Here is a 17,221-nt window from a genome sequence, read left to right on the forward strand (position 1 = left end):
CTCAGTAGAGCGAGAACCCGCCGCTGTGCCGCCCCTGGCTCTTCTTCCGGGGCTGCTGCTCCGCCGTTCCCCTCGGCTCGGGCCGGGCCGAGGCGGATTCCTCGCTCGTCAGTGCCTCCCCATGCCTGACCTGCTCGCGCTCTTCCTCGGAGAGTGACTCCCACTGCCCGCGCAGCGACCCCATGTCCGCACTCAGGGCGCGCGCCACCGCGGGATCGTCCAGGGAGTCGCGCAGCGCGAGGCGACCGGAGAGCAGCCTCTTCGCCGCGTCCTGCATACCCTTGTCGACGCCACCGGTCTCGGACAGCCGACGCAGGGCGGAGTTCAGGGAACGTATCTGCGCCGGTTCGAGCGCCTCATCCAGCACACCTCGGTCCGGTGAAGGACCCTTCGGATTAGGGGTGTTGTCGGATCGCACGGTCATATGGTCTCTCCTCGCTGCCCTGGTCTCTCGGACACCCGAAGTATCTCCCGCCTCGCCCGTTTGCCATGCTGCCCCCGCGGGCCACAGCGGAGAAGGCAGAGGAGAGAGGACCCCCAACTGTCATGAATGGCACCCAGGGAGCAGGAAAGCGCAAGGGGACCGGTCCCTCCCTCGACGGTCTCGTCGGCAGGGCCTTCGGCCGCCTGGGGCGAGCCGGCGGACTGGTCTTCCTCCTCGCGGGACTCGCGCTGAGCGGATGGGGCGCCTATGAGGGTGCGTACGTGTCCGGTTGGGCGGGCACCCACGGCACCCTGACCGTGAAGCAGTGCGAGGTGAGCTACCCGAACAACGCCTCCCGCAGCAGCCGCAAGAACCGTCGCCCCATACGGTGCGAGGGCAGCTTCGTGTCCGACGACGGCAAGAGCGTCGATGCGGGTGCCGCGGTGCAGGTCAGGCACCGGTATGCGCCGGGGATGGAACTGACGGTGCAGCAGACGGAGGCACCCACCAAGGGTGGCTCCGCGGACGGCGACTACATCCAGAGCGGGATGGACCGCGCCTGGCGCTACTTCGCCGCCTTCTTCGGCGGCTGGGTCCTCACGACGCTCGGCGCCTTCTGCCTCGCCACCGGATACACGCCGTTCGGAGAGAGCCGTATCCCGTTCGACGAGGCATGGGAGTCGGCCGGACGGGGCGCGATGCGCGCGGTCGTGGTCGGGCTGATCTGTATGGGGCTCGTGGGCGCCGGGGTGTCCCTCCTGACCAGTTACCTCGCGTGACCTGCCCCGGCGGCAAGGCGACGGCGGAGGCTTCGGCGTCCGCGTACGCCAAGGCTCACGACCCGGCCGAAGGCGATTGCGTCAAGAACCAGGATCCCAAGGGCGAACCGCTTCCGACTACGGCATTCAGTACAGCGGTGGTCACAGCGGCAGCCACCCGCTGTGCTTCACCAAGGTCTGGGCTCCGGCTCGTGATTGGGCCGTTGTCCGCGGGCGCGGGCGGCGGCCGCATCACGAGCCGGTCGCGGCACCCGAAGCGCGTGAGTCACCGGAGGCCCGCAGGAACCGGTCTGCCGTGCGGGCAGGCCGACGGCCTCACCCGAACTCGCTACGAGCCCAATCATGCGTATGGGGAGTGGCGTCGGAGTCCGGCGCCGCCGCCGCAGGGGCACCGCGTCCGCTGAGCGTGTCCGCACCGTGCTGCACACGCGCCCCGACCGCCTCACTGGCCCGCTCCGTCACATGGTCCGTCGCGTTCTCCACGGCGTTGTCCACCGCGTTGCCCAGGTGTGCGTTGAGGTCCGTGGACTCGGCGAAGGTCGATCCCTCGCCCCCGGTCGCCTCGTTCTTGAGGTCGTCCACATACTCACCGGCGGCCGTCCTGGCGACATCCGCCGTCTCACCGAAGTCGATGCCGGACCGGGCGTCGAAGTAGGTCTCGATGCTCTGCTGGCCGATGTTCTGCGCCATTCCTACGGCGGCTTCCTTGGCCTTGTCCTTGGCGGCGTCGACCACCTTCTCCTGGACGAAGTCCTTGGCCCGCTCCTTGATCTGCTCTGTGGCGTACTGCTTGACCTTCTCCTTGGTGACCTTTTCGAGCTGATCCTTGGCGATCTTCTTGAGGGCGTCCAGGGAGGCGTGTTCCATGGCCCGGGTGATGGCCTCCACGGCCTCCCTCTTGAGCTTGTCCAGCAGCTCGCGGACGATCACCCGGGTGACCTGGGTCGCGCCCAGTCCGCCGATCTCGGACAGTCCGAAGGTGAAGGGGGCGGAGGCCTGCGCCGCGATGATCTCCATGGCCAGGGCGATGAGCTGCGCGATCACGGCCAGCTTGGCCGTGAGGACCGCGACCGCGGCCGCGTCGAAGGCGGTGGCGATCACCTCGCACGCGGTTCTCGCGTCCGGGAGGTAGCTGTCCTGCCCGTTCGCACCGGTGTAGGCGCCCCAGGCCTTGCTGAATCCGTCGACGGCGGAGCCCGCGTTGCACGACACAACGGTGCGGGCGAAGCCTTCGCCGTGCGTCTGGACCTCCGCGAGCTGGGCGCCGAAGTTCCGCCACGCCTCGGCGACCTGGTGCAGAGCTTCTTCGTCCGCCTCGGGCCAGCTGTACCCGAGGAGGTCGAGTACCCATTCCAGCTCGTCCGGCAGTGTGAGCGACATGCCAATAGCCCCGTGTGTGATGTGACCCGTATGAAGTGCGCCGATATGACGCGACCCGAGAGCGAACCGAACTGAGAGCGACCCGGCCTGATAGCGACCCGGCCCGAGTATAATCCGATCCGATTGCGATTCGACCCGATTGCGATTCGACCTGGGGCGTTTCGATCAGAGTCGGCCGGAGATGCCGCTCAGCAATCCGCTGTTCGACGCGTCCGATCCATCGTAATGATGGGCCATTCCCTCAAGGTTGTGGCCGATCCGCTGGAGCCGTTTCCCAAGGCTTTCCATCGACGTGAGAATCCCGTCGCGAATCGGCGTGTAAACCTGACCGAAGAGAGCCCCGAAGTCGGCGTCGTCCCAGGGTTCCCCCAACCCCTCCAGAGCGTCCTCGAATCCCTTGGACGCCCTCGAGAAATCACCCCCGAGGTCGACGAAGTTACGCCCCTGCTGCCTCAGCACAGCCGTATCCACGTCAAAAGCGCCGAACGTCATCAGTGTCCCCCGAACTTCCCCTGCTGCACGTAAAGTTGCACGTCAGGCCGATACCTTAGACTCCTCGGGCACGACCCGGCCAGCCGACCGGTCAAGAGATCGTCAAGTTACCCAGGGGGACCGTCAACAGTGCTGATAACACGGCCGCGTTACACCGGCACAGGGAGCCTGTGGAAGGGAAGACTCCTCGGCCTGGGGCTGCTCCTTCTGGTCGCGATCGTCACTGTGGTGACCATTCCGAAACTGCGCAGCGAACTTTCCGGCGAGGGTACCGACGGAACCCTCACAGTTTCTTCATGTGAAACGCACACCACGCATCATCACAGCAGGTACCGGCGCACGACGGAACTGAAGTTCAGCTGCACCGGAACGTGGTCCGCAGAACGCGGTGGAGCCACCTACCAGGACGTGACGGTAGCGACGTCATCGCGCCTGGAAACCGGTGACAAAATCCCTGCGGTCCAGGTGGACAACACCTTCCAGCAGCCGCAGGACCGGGATCCCGGAAAAGACGCCGCGTTTCTCGCGCTGTGCCTTTCCCTGCTGGCATTCGGTATCCACTGCCTCCTCACCGGCTTCGGTGCACGGGGCGGCCCCGGCTTCGCGACCTCCTGGCAGCGTCTGCCCGCTCCGACCGTCACCGGCCCCCTCCTGGGCGGCCTCTTCGCCCTGGGCCTCCTGGCAGCGCTCGTCTGCTCACTCGCCCTGTGATGCCCGTATCCGCACTCTGAGGAGTCACCCCACCCATGGCACAAGTTCACGGGAACGCCGCGTCGACCGCCGCCGCACCCGGAGAGCGGGCGGGCCTCGGCCGCCTCATCGGCGCAGGCCTGATCCTCGTCAGCCTCGTCCTCCTGGCCCTCGGCGCCTATCTCGGCCCCTACACCCAGGCCACGTCCACACCGGGCAAGCTCACCGTCCAGAACTGCACGGTCGACTACAAGTACCGCAGCAGGAGCAGCAGTTCACGGAAGCGCACCAAGACCAAATGGTGCTACGGCACTTTCGCCGCCGACAACGGCACCGCCAAGGACCTCAACGCCGAACTCAAGACCCATTCCGTATACCCCCGCGGCCACGTCATCGACGCCCGCAAGACGGGTGACACCTCCTACGAGCTGGACCAGAGCTGGACCGCCGCCATCGCCACCGGCTGCGCCTGGTGGTTCGGCGCCCTGATCCCCCTGGCCCTGGGCCTCTTCTTCACCGCCACCGGCTTCGCCTTCGGCGGCCCCTCCGACGTCCACCGCTCCAGGCAAACAGCCAGCCAGGGCCTGCTCCGCACCGTCTACATCCTGGCCACCACAGGCCTGATCGGCTGCATCCTCAGCATCCTGGTGTCCTTCATCGCCTGATGCCGGCCGGAGGGGGCCTCGCAGATCACGGAGAGCCGACGCCGAGATACCCACTACGGCGCTGTCACCGCACGACAGGTCGCTTCTTCTACGAACTTTCCAGGGACGCCAGCGCCAACGTCAACGGGAATGCGGAGAGGGCGAGCACAGCCGCCGTGGCCGCCATCCCCACACGTATCTCTCGTCTTCCCCGCACTCCCAAGTACGCGGAAATCGGCGGGAGGGCGGCACAGACGAGGAAGCTGAAGTGCCAGCCTTCTTCCCTGACGAGGAACACCATGGCGCACCAGCAGACCAGCACCGATCCGAGGCTCAGATAGGAGCAGCGTGTGAGGAAGCGCTCCAGTCCATAGCCGTCACCGAAGAATTCCATGATCTGGGATCAGTCTCTCTGCTATATCGCGCGGTGGTCATAGCCACCACTCACCTGCGGGAAGCCGTCAGCCGCCGAGAACCCGTTGATGGCCGTGGACATGGTCGCCCCCAGCGCGGTCAGTGCCATGGCGACCTTGTCGAACGCCTCGGCCGCCTCGGCCCACATCTCCATCAGCCGGATGCCTTCGGCCGCAGCCAGCGCGAACATGGCCGCCGACGCGACCTGTCCGCCGACGGGGATCGCATTGACCGCCTGCGCCGCCAGCAAGTTGACCAACCAGACGACCAGCATGTCGCTGAACATCACCAGGAAGGACTTGAGGAACTCTGCGAACTGGAAAGCCATCTGCGCCCCCTGCGCGTAGCAGGTCCGCAGGGACTCGAAGGTCTTTTTGATCTCCTCGAGTTTCTGGGTGAACTCATCGAAATACACGGTGGCGGCGTCAGCGGCGTTGCCGTCCCAGCTGAGTCCGACGTTCTGGTTACCCTTACGAACATTGGCGGCCACAGCGTCGCCGAACGACGCGAGGCTCCCCCAGACGCTCGAGCAGTCGTTGTACTTGTTCCAGTCTCCGAACACCCAGTTCGTTATCTCGGCGAAAGGGTCGAAATCGAAGAGGAGCTTGGATGCTTCCACGGCCATCGCGGAGGGGCTGCCCAGGTCTAGTGCGGTACCGAGGGTCTTTTGCACCGGGTTCATCCTGTACTCGTCGCCGTGGCCCGCCAGATAGGCGACGAATGAGCTGCCACTTCCGCCGCCAGGCGCCTTGAGCGTCTCCATCGCGTCCTCGACGTCGGAGAAGTCGTGCGGGTCACCGGCGGAACCGAGGGACGGCGCCTTGGAACGGGGGTATGTGGCGTCGAGTTTGGCCGCCTCATCCTGGTCCGTGTCCCTGTAGTACTTGGCCGTCCCGGTGAGTTCCCTCCCCGAGGTCTCAAGGACGCCCCGGACCTTTTCTAGGGCCTTCTTCGCCTCGCTCACATAGTGGTCGTGGTCACCTGCGACAAGGTCCCAAAGTTTACCGCCGACCGTTTTGTCGATCTGCGCGTTCGTAGCCATGTACGAGACTGCCTGCGCTCCACCGTCCGCGCCACGCCCCACCAGCTTCGCGAAACCGTCGATCGCGTCAGGGTCTACCCGAAAGCCCATAATTCCCCCGTTGCCCACATAGGCTCAGTCATCGATCACCGGGCGACAGATCCGCTGGGTGTTGTTCACGCCTATCGCTCAGTACAGGGACCAACCACGCCCATCGTGACGCGCCTTGGTACCCGAGCGATTCTCTGCTTCCGCGCGCCGGCCGTCCTCGAGTTGCCGACGTTCCTCGTCCAGGCGGGATCGTCCCTCCGCGGCAAGCGCCTCGCGCTCGCCCTCAGACAGAGCCGCCCACCTCTCGGCAAGCGGAGCAGACTGCTCCACGGCCTCTTCGGCATAAGCCGCCACAGCGGCTGCGTCACGCAAACCCATGCGCCCGGAGAGAACTTCTTGTGCCATCTCCTTGAGCGTGTCTCCCGCGAGCCCCGAAGCAAGGTGTTCCAGGGACTGCTTCAGGATCTTGGCCTGGGCGGAATCCTGCTGAGCCATCTCCAGCAACTCGGAGTGGTCCATCGTCCGGGGAGAGCTGTAGGGGATCTTGTCCACGGGGTACCTCATCAGCAGCGCCGGACCATCTCGACAAGCGCCAACTTACCAATGCGCATGCAAACACTTCAAATACGCGGCTGGTGACACGAACACGCGCAGCACCCCCAGCCCCTTTCACCAGGCTGAGCCCACAGCAGTTCGGCAAGCCGGTCTCTGCCCTACGGCGGCATGGGGCAGACCCGGAGCGCAAGAGGCAGCCCTGGAGAACCGAGTCCTGCTGATCGCTGCGTACTGCCGGACCCATCTCACCCTGCGCCAACTGGCCCCGCTGTTTGGGGCGTCGTTGTCGGCCTCCGACCGCATCATCGATCACCTCGAGCCGTCGCTCGCCCGGTAGCGGCGCAGGAGCCTCCGCACGGACGACGTACTCACCGTGGCCGGCCCCCTGTTGCCCACCCTCGACCACGCGGTGGCGGAGCAATCGAAGAACTACCGATACACGCCGCCAACCACCAGGTCGTCATCGACGGCGGAGCCCGTCTCGCCATCGCCGCCGACTGGCCACTGCCCGGCAATCGCAACGACTGCAAGGCAGGGAAATGTCCGGCACCAAGGACGACGTCGGCAACACCACACTGATCGTTGGCGGCAGCTACCGCGGCACCGGCCGGGTCACGGGACAACGCTTAGATGACCCTTCGGGTGAGGCCGGCTTCCTGGGCTCGGGTAGCGCGGTCGGCGGGCGCCAGCTTGCGGTCCTGCACTGCCGCGTCCCATGCCTCGGGCTGCATAAAGAAAAACGCTCCGGAATCCGGCACATATCCGACGGCGCCGAAGGCCAAGTCCCCAGCTACGTATACGCCACTCTCCAGGCCTCTGGGCCAAGGGTTCCGCCACGGGGCGTGCCGAGGTACAGGGTTCATCCGCATCAGGGGGGAATCCTGGATCCCGTGGGCTCGCAAGGTGAGCGTCATATTTTCGGGCGATCCATGGTCGTCTGGGCACCGTCGACCTTGACGACCTGCGTCCAGAAGGAATCAAAGGAATACCGTGCGAGCGTCTCGCGACAGCCACGAGTGACAACAACGGCAACCGGGATGCTGCCGAGAGTGGCGAAAAAGCCTACGATGCCGATGAGAGTTATCGGCCCCATGACGATGAACACCCAAGACAGACCTACTCGAGTCATGGACGCGCCCAGTGCCGGTCCCCCGATCGCCATGATCCCGTAGATACCGCCATTGCGGATTCCGGATCCCCACACCTGGCGGGTCACCTTCCTGCGCAGCTCGGGGGTGTCCAATGTATCTGCCGCGGAGGCATCTTCAGTGTCGTTCGACGCTGGTCCTCCTAAGGTCTACTCAAGTCCGGCTGGCACTATCCGAAGTCGCTACGCATGGCCACTAAAAGCACCCATCGGATTCTCTGGTTCAAGGTCCTGAGTGTCCACAGGTCGCGCCGGATCGACGAATGTCACGGTTCGAGCGATACCTCGGGCGCCTCGGGCAAACATCTCCATCAGCCCGACGGCCACCGCCGCGGCCAACGTGAACACTGCTGCCAACGCGACCTGTCCTCCGATGAGGGGCACCTTGACCACCGATGCCGCCAGCAGGTTGACCAACCACACGACCAGCGAGTCGCTGAACCTCACCGGGAAGGACCCGAGTCCGACGTTCTGATCGCTCATATCGCTCCACGAGGCTGCCTGAGCACCGCCGTTCGCGCCACGCCCCACAAACTTCACGAAACCCGCATCGGCTCAGTCATCGAACGACGAGCGACGCACCTCGGTTCGATTCGAGACGTCCAGAAAATTCTTCATCGATTGCATGAGGGGCGGGGATCAAGGCCTGAGTCCCCACCCGTCATATCTTCAAAGCAGGACTGCCAGGGCGCATGCCCTCAGGGTCATGAACAGGGCTCGCGCGCATCGCCTACTGCCCCTGGTGCGGAAGCTGCTGCATGTATGGGTTGGGCTGCTGCGGGACCTGCCCCGGAGGAGCGGGGTACCCCTGGTGGGGAGGCACACTGGGGTACGGCGGCTGGGCATACGGGTGGCCCGCGCCCTGCGGGGAGACTCCGCCGCCGGAGCTGGGGCCGCCGTTACCGCCGTTGCGGCGGTTTCGAGCAACTACGAAGGCGACGGCCCCGAGGACCACCACCGCAGCGATGCCGCCAGCCACAATGAGGACGTTGTGGCTGATGGACTCGTTGTCCGCCTGCGATGAGGCGCTCGTTCCTTGAGGTGCCTTGCCCGAGGTGGAACTGGACGCCTCGAGTTGTCCGAGGGGGTTCCCCTTGGGGCCAACGGGAATATTCATCGTGAGCGCCGAGTACGGCCGGACGATTCCGTAACCGTATTCTTCGTCGGGAGCCTTCAGTCCCTTGTGGTTCGCGAAGGTTGCCGACTTGATCAGGCGGTTGATCACCTGCCCGGCGGTGAGGTTGGGGAATTTTGCGCGAACCAGGGCAGCAGCCCCGGACACAAAAGCCGTGGCATCCGAGGTTCCACTGCCCACACCATACCCATTCGACTGAGTGGGATCTGCACCAACAATATCTGCACCCGGAGCTGTTAGGGCCAGCCCCTTCCCCTTGTTCGAGTCCCCCCACAGGTTGGCGTTCCTATCCACGGCGCCAACCGATACGACGCCTGGCAGCGCTGCGGGATCACTTACAGCAGAAAACCCATCGTTTCCCGATCCCGCCACAACGATGACGTCGTGATCCTCTGCATATGCGATGGCATCACGGCCCGAGCTCAGAGTTTTTCCGCTCTCGCTTGCGAAGGACAAATTAATTACTTGTGCGCCATGGTCAACCGCATATCGAACTGCGGCACTCCACGTCTCATCAGAGTTACTGTCATTTCTCGTCCGAAGCGTACGCAGGGGCAAGATCTTTGCCTTTGGCGCGAGCCCAACAACGCCAGAGGAATTTCCTGCTCCGTGACCATGGCCGGCAATAATGGCGGCCATCTCTGTTCCGTGACCAATCACATCCTTTTGGGCGTCGCCCCCATTGGTGAAGTCCTTGCCTTCAAGGACCTGGCCGGTCAAATCAGGATGGCTGCTATCAACCCCGGAATCGACAACGGCAACGGTGATCCCGGCTCCCTGCGACTCAGCCCAAACGTCCTCTGCGGAAATGGCGTTCAATGGCCACTGCTGATCTCTGACGTAGTCAGCTGCCGCAGCTGAGGCTGCAGTGAGGAGCAGCGCTCCTGCCAGGGAAACGACCCCCGTCACAGAAAGGACTCGCCCAAGACTCACGCTGCTGGCCCGCATTCCAACTATCAACTATTCCACTACTTTCAGACGGAAGTGAAGAATCACGCGGAAATGATCATTCGCCCCTGCGGTGCGCCTGCCGGTCGCTATGCCGAGCATGCGGATAGAGTGACCACCACCTCGGAGCGAATTAATTGCTCTCGCGGTCTGGGGGAGTGTTCTGAACAGAACGGTATATGGAGGGACGGAAAACCCGCACTCTGCGGGAGAATATCAGACCCCAACGCCGCGACTGCGAAACCTTCGACGCCTGCCACCCACAGCAAAAGCCACGGCAACGGCGATCACTGCAACCCCGGCACTGGCGAGGATGAGAAGGCCGCCGAGGGAAGAACTCTCGCCCTTACGAGCTTGATTCGCACCATCGCCGCCTTTGGAGACTCCACTTGAGTCCGGCACTTGAGCAAGAGGACCTTCTTTTGAGCCGACCGGAATTTCCATTGTCACCGCCTGAAGTGGGCGGATGACTCCGTATCCGTACTCCCTGTCCGGAGCTTTCAATCCCCTATGCTTAAGGAACGACGCCGACTTGATTAGGCGATTGATAACTTGCCCGGCGGTGAGATTGGGATATTTTGAACGCACCAGAGCCGCAGTAGCGGAAACATAGGCCGTAGCATCCGAGGTACCCGTTGACAGGCTATATTTCGGCGAACGAGTTGGATCCGCTGCCAGAACTCCAACACCGGGAGCCATCAGAGTAAGACCATTCCCAGTGTTGGAGTCTTCCCAACGGTCACCGTCTTTATCTACGGCGCCGACAGAAACAACGCCAGGCAATGCGGCCGGTTCGTCGACCGCCACAGAGCCCTGATTTCCTGCGGATGCAACCACTACAACATCGTGCGATTCCGCATACGCGATGGCTTCACGACCCTCGCTGAGAGTTTTGCCGCCATCATTAGAGAAAGACAGATTGATGACCTTTGCTCCATGGTCCACGGCGTAGCGGACAGCCGCAGCCCAGGTAGCATCATGATTCGGGTCTCTCTGAGTCTCCAGCACCCTGAGAGGCAAAATCTTCGCTTTCGGCGCGAGCCCCACCATTCCAGCGGCGTTTCCCGCACCATGACCGTGTCCGGCGATGAGGCTCGCCATACTGGTCCCATGTCCGTCCAAGTCCTGCTGGGCGTTGTTCCCACCGGTAAAGTCCTGACCCTCAAGGACTTGACCAGTTAGATCAGCGTGACTGCCATTCACGCCGGAATCGACGACAGCAACTGTCACGCCCTCTCCCTGAGTCTGCGCCCAGGTGTCATTCATCCTGTATACGTCCAAGACCCATTGTTGGCCCCTGACATAGTCAGCCGACGCAATCGGGGCTGAGACGAGAAGCGCCGATCCCGCCAAAACCGCGACGCCCGTCATTGACAAGACCCGCCCGCACTTCAATGACTAACCCCTTCTCAATTTCTATTACAGTTGACGGCGAAACACCAAGACAATGTTTCCAATGATGACGACAGTAGCTGCAAGATCACCGACAAGGAGTAGAGGTCCATCAGACTACGTTTGAGGCGAGGTTTCCCGAACTGGAGCCATTAGTAGTGCTATTAGGGATGCAGATTGCGTCGTAGGCAACGGCTACCACGACCACGATGGCTGCGATGCCGCCGGAGGAGCACTTCGTCTTAATTCGCCTGACTTGGCCGACTCGATGAGAATATTCGACGAACGGCTCCTGCCGCTTCCCCTGCCAACCGCCTTGTCGGCCTACGCATTCTTAGCCATGTACGAGGCTGCCTGCGCACCGCCGTCCGCACCACGCCCCACAAAATTCACGAAACTCGCATCGGCTCAGTTATCCATCGATTGGGTTCGAGACGGCCTTTGAGATTCTTCATCGATTGCATGAGGGGCGGGGATGAAAGCCTAAATCCCCGCCCCTCATATCTTCAGAGCAGGACTGCCAGGGCGATGCCCTTAGGGTCATGGGCCGGACTTGCGCGTATCGCCTACTGCCCTCGGTGCGGAGGCTGCTGCATGTAGGGGTTGGGCTGCTGCGGGACCTGCCCCGGAGGAGCGGGGTACCCCTGGTGGGGAGGCGTACTGGGGTAGGGCTGCTGGACTCCGCCACCGGACCCGGGGCCACCGCTACCGCCGTTGCGGCGGCTTCGACCAACTACGAAAGCGATTGCGCCGAGGGCCACTACCGCTGCGATACCGCCAACCACTACAAGGGTGGTAGAGGACTTCTTTTCTGCCTGAGGTGAGGCGCTCGCCCCATTGGCTTCCCCGCCGGCAGTGGAGCCGGACGACTCGAGTTGACCGAGTGGGTTCTCCTTGGGACCGGCCGGGATGTTCATCGTCAGCGCCGAGTACGGCCGCACGATCCCGTAACCGTACTCTTCGTCAGGAGCCTTCAGTCCCTTATGTTGCGCGAAGGTCGCCGACTTGATCAATCGGTTGATCACTTGCCCGGCGGTGAGATCGGGGAACTTTGCGCGAACCAGGGCGGCGGCTGCTGATACATAGGCCGTAGCATCTGATGTTCCGCTAGCGATGCCGTATCCCTGGGAACGCGTCTTGTTGGCAGCGAGGATATCGACGCCCGGAGCCGTAAGCGCGACTTGTTTTCCGGTATTGGAATTGTCCCAAAGATTGGCTTCCTTGTCGACCGCGCCCACGGCTACGACGCCAGGCAGGGCGGCCGGATAGCCGACATCTCCGCCATTGTTCCCTGAGCTCGCAACAACGATTACGTTGTGTGCTTCCGCATAGGAGATAGCCTCTCGGCCAGTGCTCCCTGTCTTGCTGTAGTCATCCCCAAAAGACAGGTTGATGACCTTCGCCCCCTGGTCCACCGCGTAGTGAACTGCAGCGGCCCATGTCTCGTCCTGATTCTTGTCGGACTTGTTTTGAATGACGCGCAGAGGAAGGATCTTTACTCTCGGAGCGAGACCCATCATGCCAGATTCATTTCCCCCGCCATGGCCATGGGCAGCGATGATACTCGCCATTCGAGTTCCATGGCCCGCCAGGTCCTCCTGAGCATTGCCCCCACCGGTGAAATCCTTGCCTTCGAGGACCTGACCGCTTAGATCAGGGTGACTGGCATCGACTCCGGAGTCGACAACAGCAACAGTGACGCCCTCCCCCTGAGACGAATTCCAAACGGATTTTGCATCGAATACCTTTAGAGCCCATTGCTGATCTCTAACATAGTCCGCTGATGCGATTGGGGCTGCAGTGAGGAGCAGAGCTCCTGTCAGCGCCGCGACTCCCGTCGCAGACCAGACTCGCTTGAAACCCACTTCTCTGCTCCTCACTCAACCACGACTGGTTCCGCCAGCCTTCATACCGGTGAGCCGCGCACTCTCTACGTGCGGCTCACCCAGTTCCTACTCGATCGTCCGAGGGACGTTACGGTTGCGGTCGTCTTCCGAGATCCAGGTCTCTTCGTCCTCGACCAGGTAGTCAGGACGGTCGCCCTGGTTCTTCCCTTCCTCAGGCTTTCGGCCCTTGCGACCGTTGGCTCCCATGGCACCGCCTTGGGTTCCGCCGCGACTGCCATGCAGTCCCGCCCCGCCCCCGGCCCCCTTGCCTACGCCCTTCGCAGCGCCGACCACCCCTCCTCGGGACCTTGCGAGAGCTCCACGGCCACCGGCTCCGGTACCGCCACGACCAAGCGAACCAGCTCCCCCGCCGATGCCCCCCATACCGGCTCGACCACCGACGCCACGCCCCGCTGCCGTACCGCCACCAGTCACACCGCCACGAGCCCCCAGCCCCCCGATGCCACCACGTTCGGCAATGGCCCCTCCGAATCCTCCCGTCGGAGGAACGATGTTTGAGCCCTGGACTCCGCTAGCGCTGATATTGGCGCCCCCACCGACTCCGACTGGGCCACCGCCGGGAGCGGGTCCCGCAATGCCGGGACTGAGGCTGTCGATGTTCGTCTTGGTGGTCGGGAGCCGCGTTACTCCCATGCCCTGATCATGGGGCACCGCAACGTCGGCGCCCCTGGGGACCGTTGGCGCCGGCTTGATCGTGCTCGTCGGCCCAGCGCTCCATGGCTTTGGAGCCGTGCCCGATTCTCCGGGTCGCGATGCCCCTCCCGTTCCGACAGGCATGACGGGCGGCGGGTACTCTACGTTACGGCTGGGCTCCTTGATGTTCCCTTCACCGTCATCTTCCATGTGGTTATTCCTCAAGTTTCGCGTGATTCGCGAATACTGGGCCCCGAGGTTTTCCATGACAGAGACGCCATTGAGCTGGGCTTGTCGGCTGGCGCCGATCTTGCTTTCGTCGGCCTGGGCGATCTGAGCGGCAGTCATCTTGCCTGCGTGGAGGTCCTTGGCCACCGTTTGGCCGTCGTCCCACTTCCAGTCGCTCAGCGCGTCGCCAACCTTGTCCATGGTGCTGGGCTCTTTGACGGCGTCCAGCTGTTCCTTGTACGTGCGCAGCTGGTGGCCGGCATCGACCATCTGGGAGCTGTTCAAGTCTGCGTGCCATGCAGCATTTCGGATGCTCTGCGCGATCTCGCGGGCCTTCTTTTCGAAGCTGCTGGCCGCATCGCCTTCCCAGTGCTCCAGAACGTTGTCGACAGCCTTATCGAGGAGGCCGGCGATCCCGCCTCCCTCGCCACCGGCGAGGATCTCGTTCACCTTGCCCCAGTGACGACCGACCTCCTCGATCGTCCCGGGGTTGGTGCCGTCGAGCATTTGCTTGAGCTCTTTGAGCGAGTAGTCGATGAACTGAGTCTTGGTCTTGGGACGTCCCGCGATGCAGACCTCGTTCTCGATGACTGGCTTCGGCAGTTCCTTTTCACCGGCCATGTTGAAAGCTTCCCCTCTGTAGGTGATTCTCGATCGGTCTACTTGGCCCAATCACCGTTCGAGCCCCCGGAATTACCACCCATTTGCTGCTTGTTTGCGTACTCCTGCTCGGTGTACTTGTCCTTCACCTTCGACGTGCTTTTGCCGAACTTGTCAATCAGCTCATGCAATCCCTTAATCCCGCGCTCCAGATCGGTCTTCATGTCCTTGTGCGCAGCATGAAGATCCCCCGCCTCCAAGAAGGTGCAGGTGTTTCCGAAGGCGTCCATCGGGATCTCTGTGTTGTAGCGGGACGTCTGGCCTGCCTTGTCCATGTCGTCCAGCAACGTCCAGAGCTTTCGGATGACCTCGTCCAGTGCGCTCAGGTCGACCCGCATTCCGTTGCTCATACCCCGTTGTCCTCTCCCCTGTTTTCTGCGTTCACGTCGTGTGTTTAGGCGGGCGGGTGCGAAGGTTTGGTTCGCTTGGTGCGCCAGTCTCGTAGGGCTACTCCGCTTCCTGCGATCACCAGGGTCAGGGTGAGGGTGACGCCCAGGACGTAGATGGCGGTGCGGCGTTCGCGGTCTGTTGCGCTTTCGCCCATCGTCACGGCCATCGGGACGACCTCGCCCGAGCGGGCCGCGGTGGGCGGGTCCGGGTGGGGGGTGCTCGCCGGTGTGGTGTCGTCCGAGAGGGCGGCGACCGGGTCGACCACGCCCCAGCCGGTGAACTGGTTGGGGCCGCGGCCCGGGCGTTGGGCGGTTTCCTCGATGCGCGTGGTGATCTGGGCCGCGGTCCAGGCCGGGTGCTTCTGCTTCAGCAGGGCCGCGACGCCCGTGACGTAGGGGGCGGCGAAGCTGGTGCCGTCGGCGGTGCACTGGCCGCCCTTGGGGACGGTGGAGACCATGCCGACGCCCGGTGCCGCGACGTCCACGAAGTCGCCCGCCTGGGAGAAGAAGGCGCGTTCGTCGTTGCGGTCGGAGGCGGCCACGGCCAGGACACCCGGGTAGGAGGCCGGGTAGGTGTCGGCCGGTCTGCCGTCGGCTCCGTCGTTGCCGGCGGCCGCCACGATCAGGGCGCCGGAGCGTACGGCGGCGGCCACGGCGTTGCGCAGCGGGAGGTTGTCCTTCTTGTCCGCGGTGTCCGAGGAGATGTTGATGATCTTCGCGCCCTTGGCCACCGCCGCGGTGATCGCCTCGGACATGGTCTTCGAGTCGCCCTGCTTGTCCTGCGCTCCCGTATAACGGAAGGACAGGATCCTGGCGTCCGGGGCGATGCCCGCGAAGCCGGTTCCCTTGAGCGGGCGGGCGGCGATGATGCCCGCCACCCGGGTGCCGTGGCCCTCGTCGTCCTGGGTGCCGCCGCTGTGGCCGACGTAGTCGCCGCCGGGGAGGACGGCGCCCCTCAGCTGCGGGTTGGAGTCGTCGACGCCGGTGTCGACCACGGCGACCGTGACGCCCTTGCCCGTCGCCTGGCCGCGCAGCTGGTCCAGGAGGAGCCGCTGGAGGGACCAGGGCGTGGACTTGATGACAGCGCCGCCGAAGACGCACTCGGTGCTGCCGGAGTCGGCGAGGCGGGTGGGCGTCGGCGGTGCTGCCGGTGCCGACGCGGCCGTGGCGAGGCAGATTCCCGTGGCTGCGAGCACGCCGAAGGCACCCCGCAGGGTGTGGGTCCGGATGTCGCTGCGGTGCGAACGGGCTGTCAGGCCCCCCATGTTCAGGCCCCCAGGGCTTGGTGCTTCCGGCGAAGTCGAAGCTGTGTCGTGTCGGTGGGTGTGGTCATGCGTCGGGGGCCGGTGGAGGCGCCCCGGCGCATGTGAAGGTGTGTCGCATTTTCTGTGCGCGGCCCCGGAGACGGGGTCGGCCCAGCGGACGCCGCGGCGTCGGCTGGGCCGATCCTCCTCATACCGTGTCCCTCGGGATGCCGACGGCTCAGCCCCAGGTCGAGGCGTTGCTCTTCTCGGTGGCCTGGTAGCTCTCGGCGGCGCTCTGGAGCGCGGTGGAGATCTTCAGCAGGGTCGCGTGCAGGTCGGCGGCGGTGGTGTCCCACTCGCGCTGCTTGCGCTGGTAGCCCTCCTGCGCCTCGCCCTCCCAGGTGCTGGCGACGCGCTTGACGGCCGCCTCGAGGTCGTCGAGCTGCTGCTTGATGCGGCCCGCGGTGCTGCGGACGTCCGTGGACGCGTTGGTGATGGTTGCGTAATTGACGAGGATCGACATCGCGTTCCCTTTCAGGAAGAGTCGAGGAAATCAGTGGAAAAGAAGGGAAGAGTGCAGAAAATCGTGGAGAATCTGCGCCCGAGGGTCTGGATCAGCCGAAGTCGGACATGATCTTGCTGATCTCGGAGTTCTGCTGCTCTTCCGAAGCGGAGTAGTTGCTCCGCGTGGAGTCCACGGCTTCCTTGATGTCGTTGAGGATGTCGCTCATCCTCTTGGCGTCCGCGTTCCAACGCTCCTGAAGCTGCCGGTAGGACTGGGCCGCCTGGCCCTGCCAGCCGCCCGCGATCTGGTCGATGACGCCGTTGAGCCGGCGGATCTCACCCTGGATCTGACCGTTCGCGGTGCTGATGTCCCCGGAGAGCTTGGTCAGTTCGTCTTCTGTTACCCGGAACTGGCCGGCCATGTTGAACCTTCCCCCATGTTGTTGTTGATCCGGGAAGCCTGCACCAGGTGCCCGGAAAGCTTCGCAGCCTTGAGTGCTGCAAACACTCTATCGTCCGCCTGTCACGCATCCACCGGCAAGGGCAATCAGTTACACGGCTCACACACTTGAGCGATGCTTTTG

19 protein-coding genes and 1 pseudogene are annotated in these 17,221 nt (G+C 63.9%); 4 read left to right on the plus strand and 16 right to left on the minus strand.

Annotated features, from left to right (window positions below; all coding sequences use genetic code 11):
• Position 1: 1 nt before the first annotated feature.
• A complete protein-coding gene (locus ACIHAA_RS16305) occupies positions 2–367 on the minus strand; it encodes a hypothetical protein (protein ID WP_399817500.1) in 366 nt (121 codons plus the stop codon).
• Positions 368–546: 179 nt separating this feature from the next.
• On the opposite strand from ACIHAA_RS16305, the gene ACIHAA_RS16310 reads away from it, so the two are divergent.
• Complete coding sequence (locus tag ACIHAA_RS16310; protein WP_399817502.1) at positions 547–1,203, plus strand: hypothetical protein; 657 nt, start codon at positions 547–549, stop codon at positions 1,201–1,203.
• Positions 1,204–1,518: 315 nt separating this feature from the next.
• On the opposite strand, the gene ACIHAA_RS16315 is transcribed toward ACIHAA_RS16310, so the two are convergent.
• Positions 1,519–2,583: a PE-PGRS family protein gene (locus ACIHAA_RS16315; RefSeq protein WP_399817505.1), complete on the minus strand. Its 1,065-nt coding sequence runs from the start codon at positions 2,581–2,583 to the stop codon at positions 1,519–1,521.
• Between the two features lie 165 nt (positions 2,584–2,748).
• Complete coding sequence (locus tag ACIHAA_RS16320; protein ID WP_399817507.1) at positions 2,749–3,075, minus strand: WXG100 family type VII secretion target; 327 nt, start codon at positions 3,073–3,075, stop codon at positions 2,749–2,751.
• Between the two features lie 228 nt (positions 3,076–3,303).
• Between ACIHAA_RS16320 and ACIHAA_RS16325 the strand changes: the two genes are divergently transcribed.
• Complete coding sequence (locus tag ACIHAA_RS16325; RefSeq protein ID WP_399817508.1) at positions 3,304–3,786, plus strand: hypothetical protein; 483 nt, start codon at positions 3,304–3,306, stop codon at positions 3,784–3,786.
• A 35-nt stretch (positions 3,787–3,821) separates the two neighbouring features.
• Positions 3,822–4,430, plus strand: coding sequence for a hypothetical protein (locus tag ACIHAA_RS16330; RefSeq protein WP_399817510.1), 609 nt, complete (start codon positions 3,822–3,824; stop codon positions 4,428–4,430).
• 88 nt (positions 4,431–4,518) lie between these two features.
• Here the strand turns inward: ACIHAA_RS16330 and ACIHAA_RS16335 are convergent, their stop codons facing one another.
• The 3 genes from ACIHAA_RS16335 to ACIHAA_RS16345 form a co-directional block, all read right to left on the minus strand.
• Positions 4,519–4,803 (minus strand): hypothetical protein, encoded by a 285-nt coding sequence (locus ACIHAA_RS16335; protein WP_399817511.1) that lies wholly within the window; start codon positions 4,801–4,803, stop codon positions 4,519–4,521.
• Positions 4,804–4,824: 21 nt separating this feature from the next.
• Positions 4,825–5,865 (minus strand): hypothetical protein, encoded by a 1,041-nt coding sequence (locus ACIHAA_RS16340; protein WP_399817514.1) that lies wholly within the window; start codon positions 5,863–5,865, stop codon positions 4,825–4,827.
• 168 nt (positions 5,866–6,033) lie between these two features.
• Complete coding sequence (locus tag ACIHAA_RS16345; RefSeq protein ID WP_399817517.1) at positions 6,034–6,447, minus strand: hypothetical protein; 414 nt, start codon at positions 6,445–6,447, stop codon at positions 6,034–6,036.
• 80 nt (positions 6,448–6,527) lie between these two features.
• On the opposite strand from ACIHAA_RS16345, the pseudogene ACIHAA_RS16350 reads away from it, so the two are divergent.
• Positions 6,528–7,076: pseudogene (locus ACIHAA_RS16350) on the plus strand (transposase family protein); the annotation flags it as partial.
• A gap of 284 nt (positions 7,077–7,360) precedes the next feature.
• On the opposite strand, the gene ACIHAA_RS16355 reads toward ACIHAA_RS16350, so the two are convergent.
• The 10 genes from ACIHAA_RS16355 to ACIHAA_RS16400 all read right to left on the minus strand — a co-directional run bounded on the left by ACIHAA_RS16355 (position 7,361) and on the right by ACIHAA_RS16400 (position 17,059).
• Positions 7,361–7,666 (minus strand): hypothetical protein, encoded by a 306-nt coding sequence (locus ACIHAA_RS16355; protein WP_399817518.1) that lies wholly within the window; start codon positions 7,664–7,666, stop codon positions 7,361–7,363.
• Positions 7,667–7,780: 114 nt separating this feature from the next.
• On the minus strand, positions 7,781–8,080 hold the full coding sequence (locus ACIHAA_RS16360; RefSeq protein WP_399817520.1) for a hypothetical protein: 300 nt from the start codon (positions 8,078–8,080) through the stop codon (positions 7,781–7,783).
• Positions 8,081–8,327: 247 nt separating this feature from the next.
• Positions 8,328–9,551: a type VII secretion-associated serine protease mycosin gene (gene mycP, locus ACIHAA_RS16365; protein WP_399817522.1), complete on the minus strand. Its 1,224-nt coding sequence runs from the start codon at positions 9,549–9,551 to the stop codon at positions 8,328–8,330.
• 345 nt (positions 9,552–9,896) lie between these two features.
• On the minus strand, positions 9,897–11,051 hold the full coding sequence (gene mycP, locus ACIHAA_RS16370) for a type VII secretion-associated serine protease mycosin (RefSeq protein WP_399817524.1): 1,155 nt from the start codon (positions 11,049–11,051) through the stop codon (positions 9,897–9,899).
• Positions 11,052–11,638: 587 nt separating this feature from the next.
• Positions 11,639–12,937 carry a type VII secretion-associated serine protease mycosin gene (gene mycP / locus ACIHAA_RS16375; RefSeq protein ID WP_399817525.1) on the minus strand — a complete coding sequence of 433 codons (1,299 nt, stop codon included), beginning with the start codon at positions 12,935–12,937 and terminating at the stop codon, positions 11,639–11,641.
• An 87-nt stretch (positions 12,938–13,024) separates the two neighbouring features.
• Positions 13,025–14,461, minus strand: a complete 1,437-nt coding sequence (locus ACIHAA_RS16380) for a hypothetical protein (protein ID WP_399817527.1) — start codon at positions 14,459–14,461, stop codon at positions 13,025–13,027.
• Between the two features lie 38 nt (positions 14,462–14,499).
• Positions 14,500–14,850 carry a hypothetical protein gene (locus tag ACIHAA_RS16385; RefSeq protein ID WP_399817529.1) on the minus strand — a complete coding sequence of 117 codons (351 nt, stop codon included), beginning with the start codon at positions 14,848–14,850 and terminating at the stop codon, positions 14,500–14,502.
• Positions 14,851–14,894: 44 nt separating this feature from the next.
• Entirely contained in the window at positions 14,895–16,154 is a 1,260-nt protein-coding gene (gene mycP, locus ACIHAA_RS16390; RefSeq protein WP_399817531.1) for a type VII secretion-associated serine protease mycosin, read from the minus strand.
• 217 nt (positions 16,155–16,371) lie between these two features.
• Entirely contained in the window at positions 16,372–16,656 is a 285-nt protein-coding gene (locus ACIHAA_RS16395; RefSeq protein WP_399817533.1) for a WXG100 family type VII secretion target, read from the minus strand.
• A gap of 91 nt (positions 16,657–16,747) precedes the next feature.
• Positions 16,748–17,059, minus strand: a complete 312-nt coding sequence (locus ACIHAA_RS16400) for a WXG100 family type VII secretion target (RefSeq protein WP_361665786.1) — start codon at positions 17,057–17,059, stop codon at positions 16,748–16,750.
• Positions 17,060–17,221: the final 162 nt, after the last annotated feature.

Origin of the sequence: Streptomyces sp. NPDC052040, from assembly GCF_044548405.1 — a bacterium.
Lineage (GTDB): Bacteria > Actinomycetota > Actinomycetes > Streptomycetales > Streptomycetaceae > Streptomyces.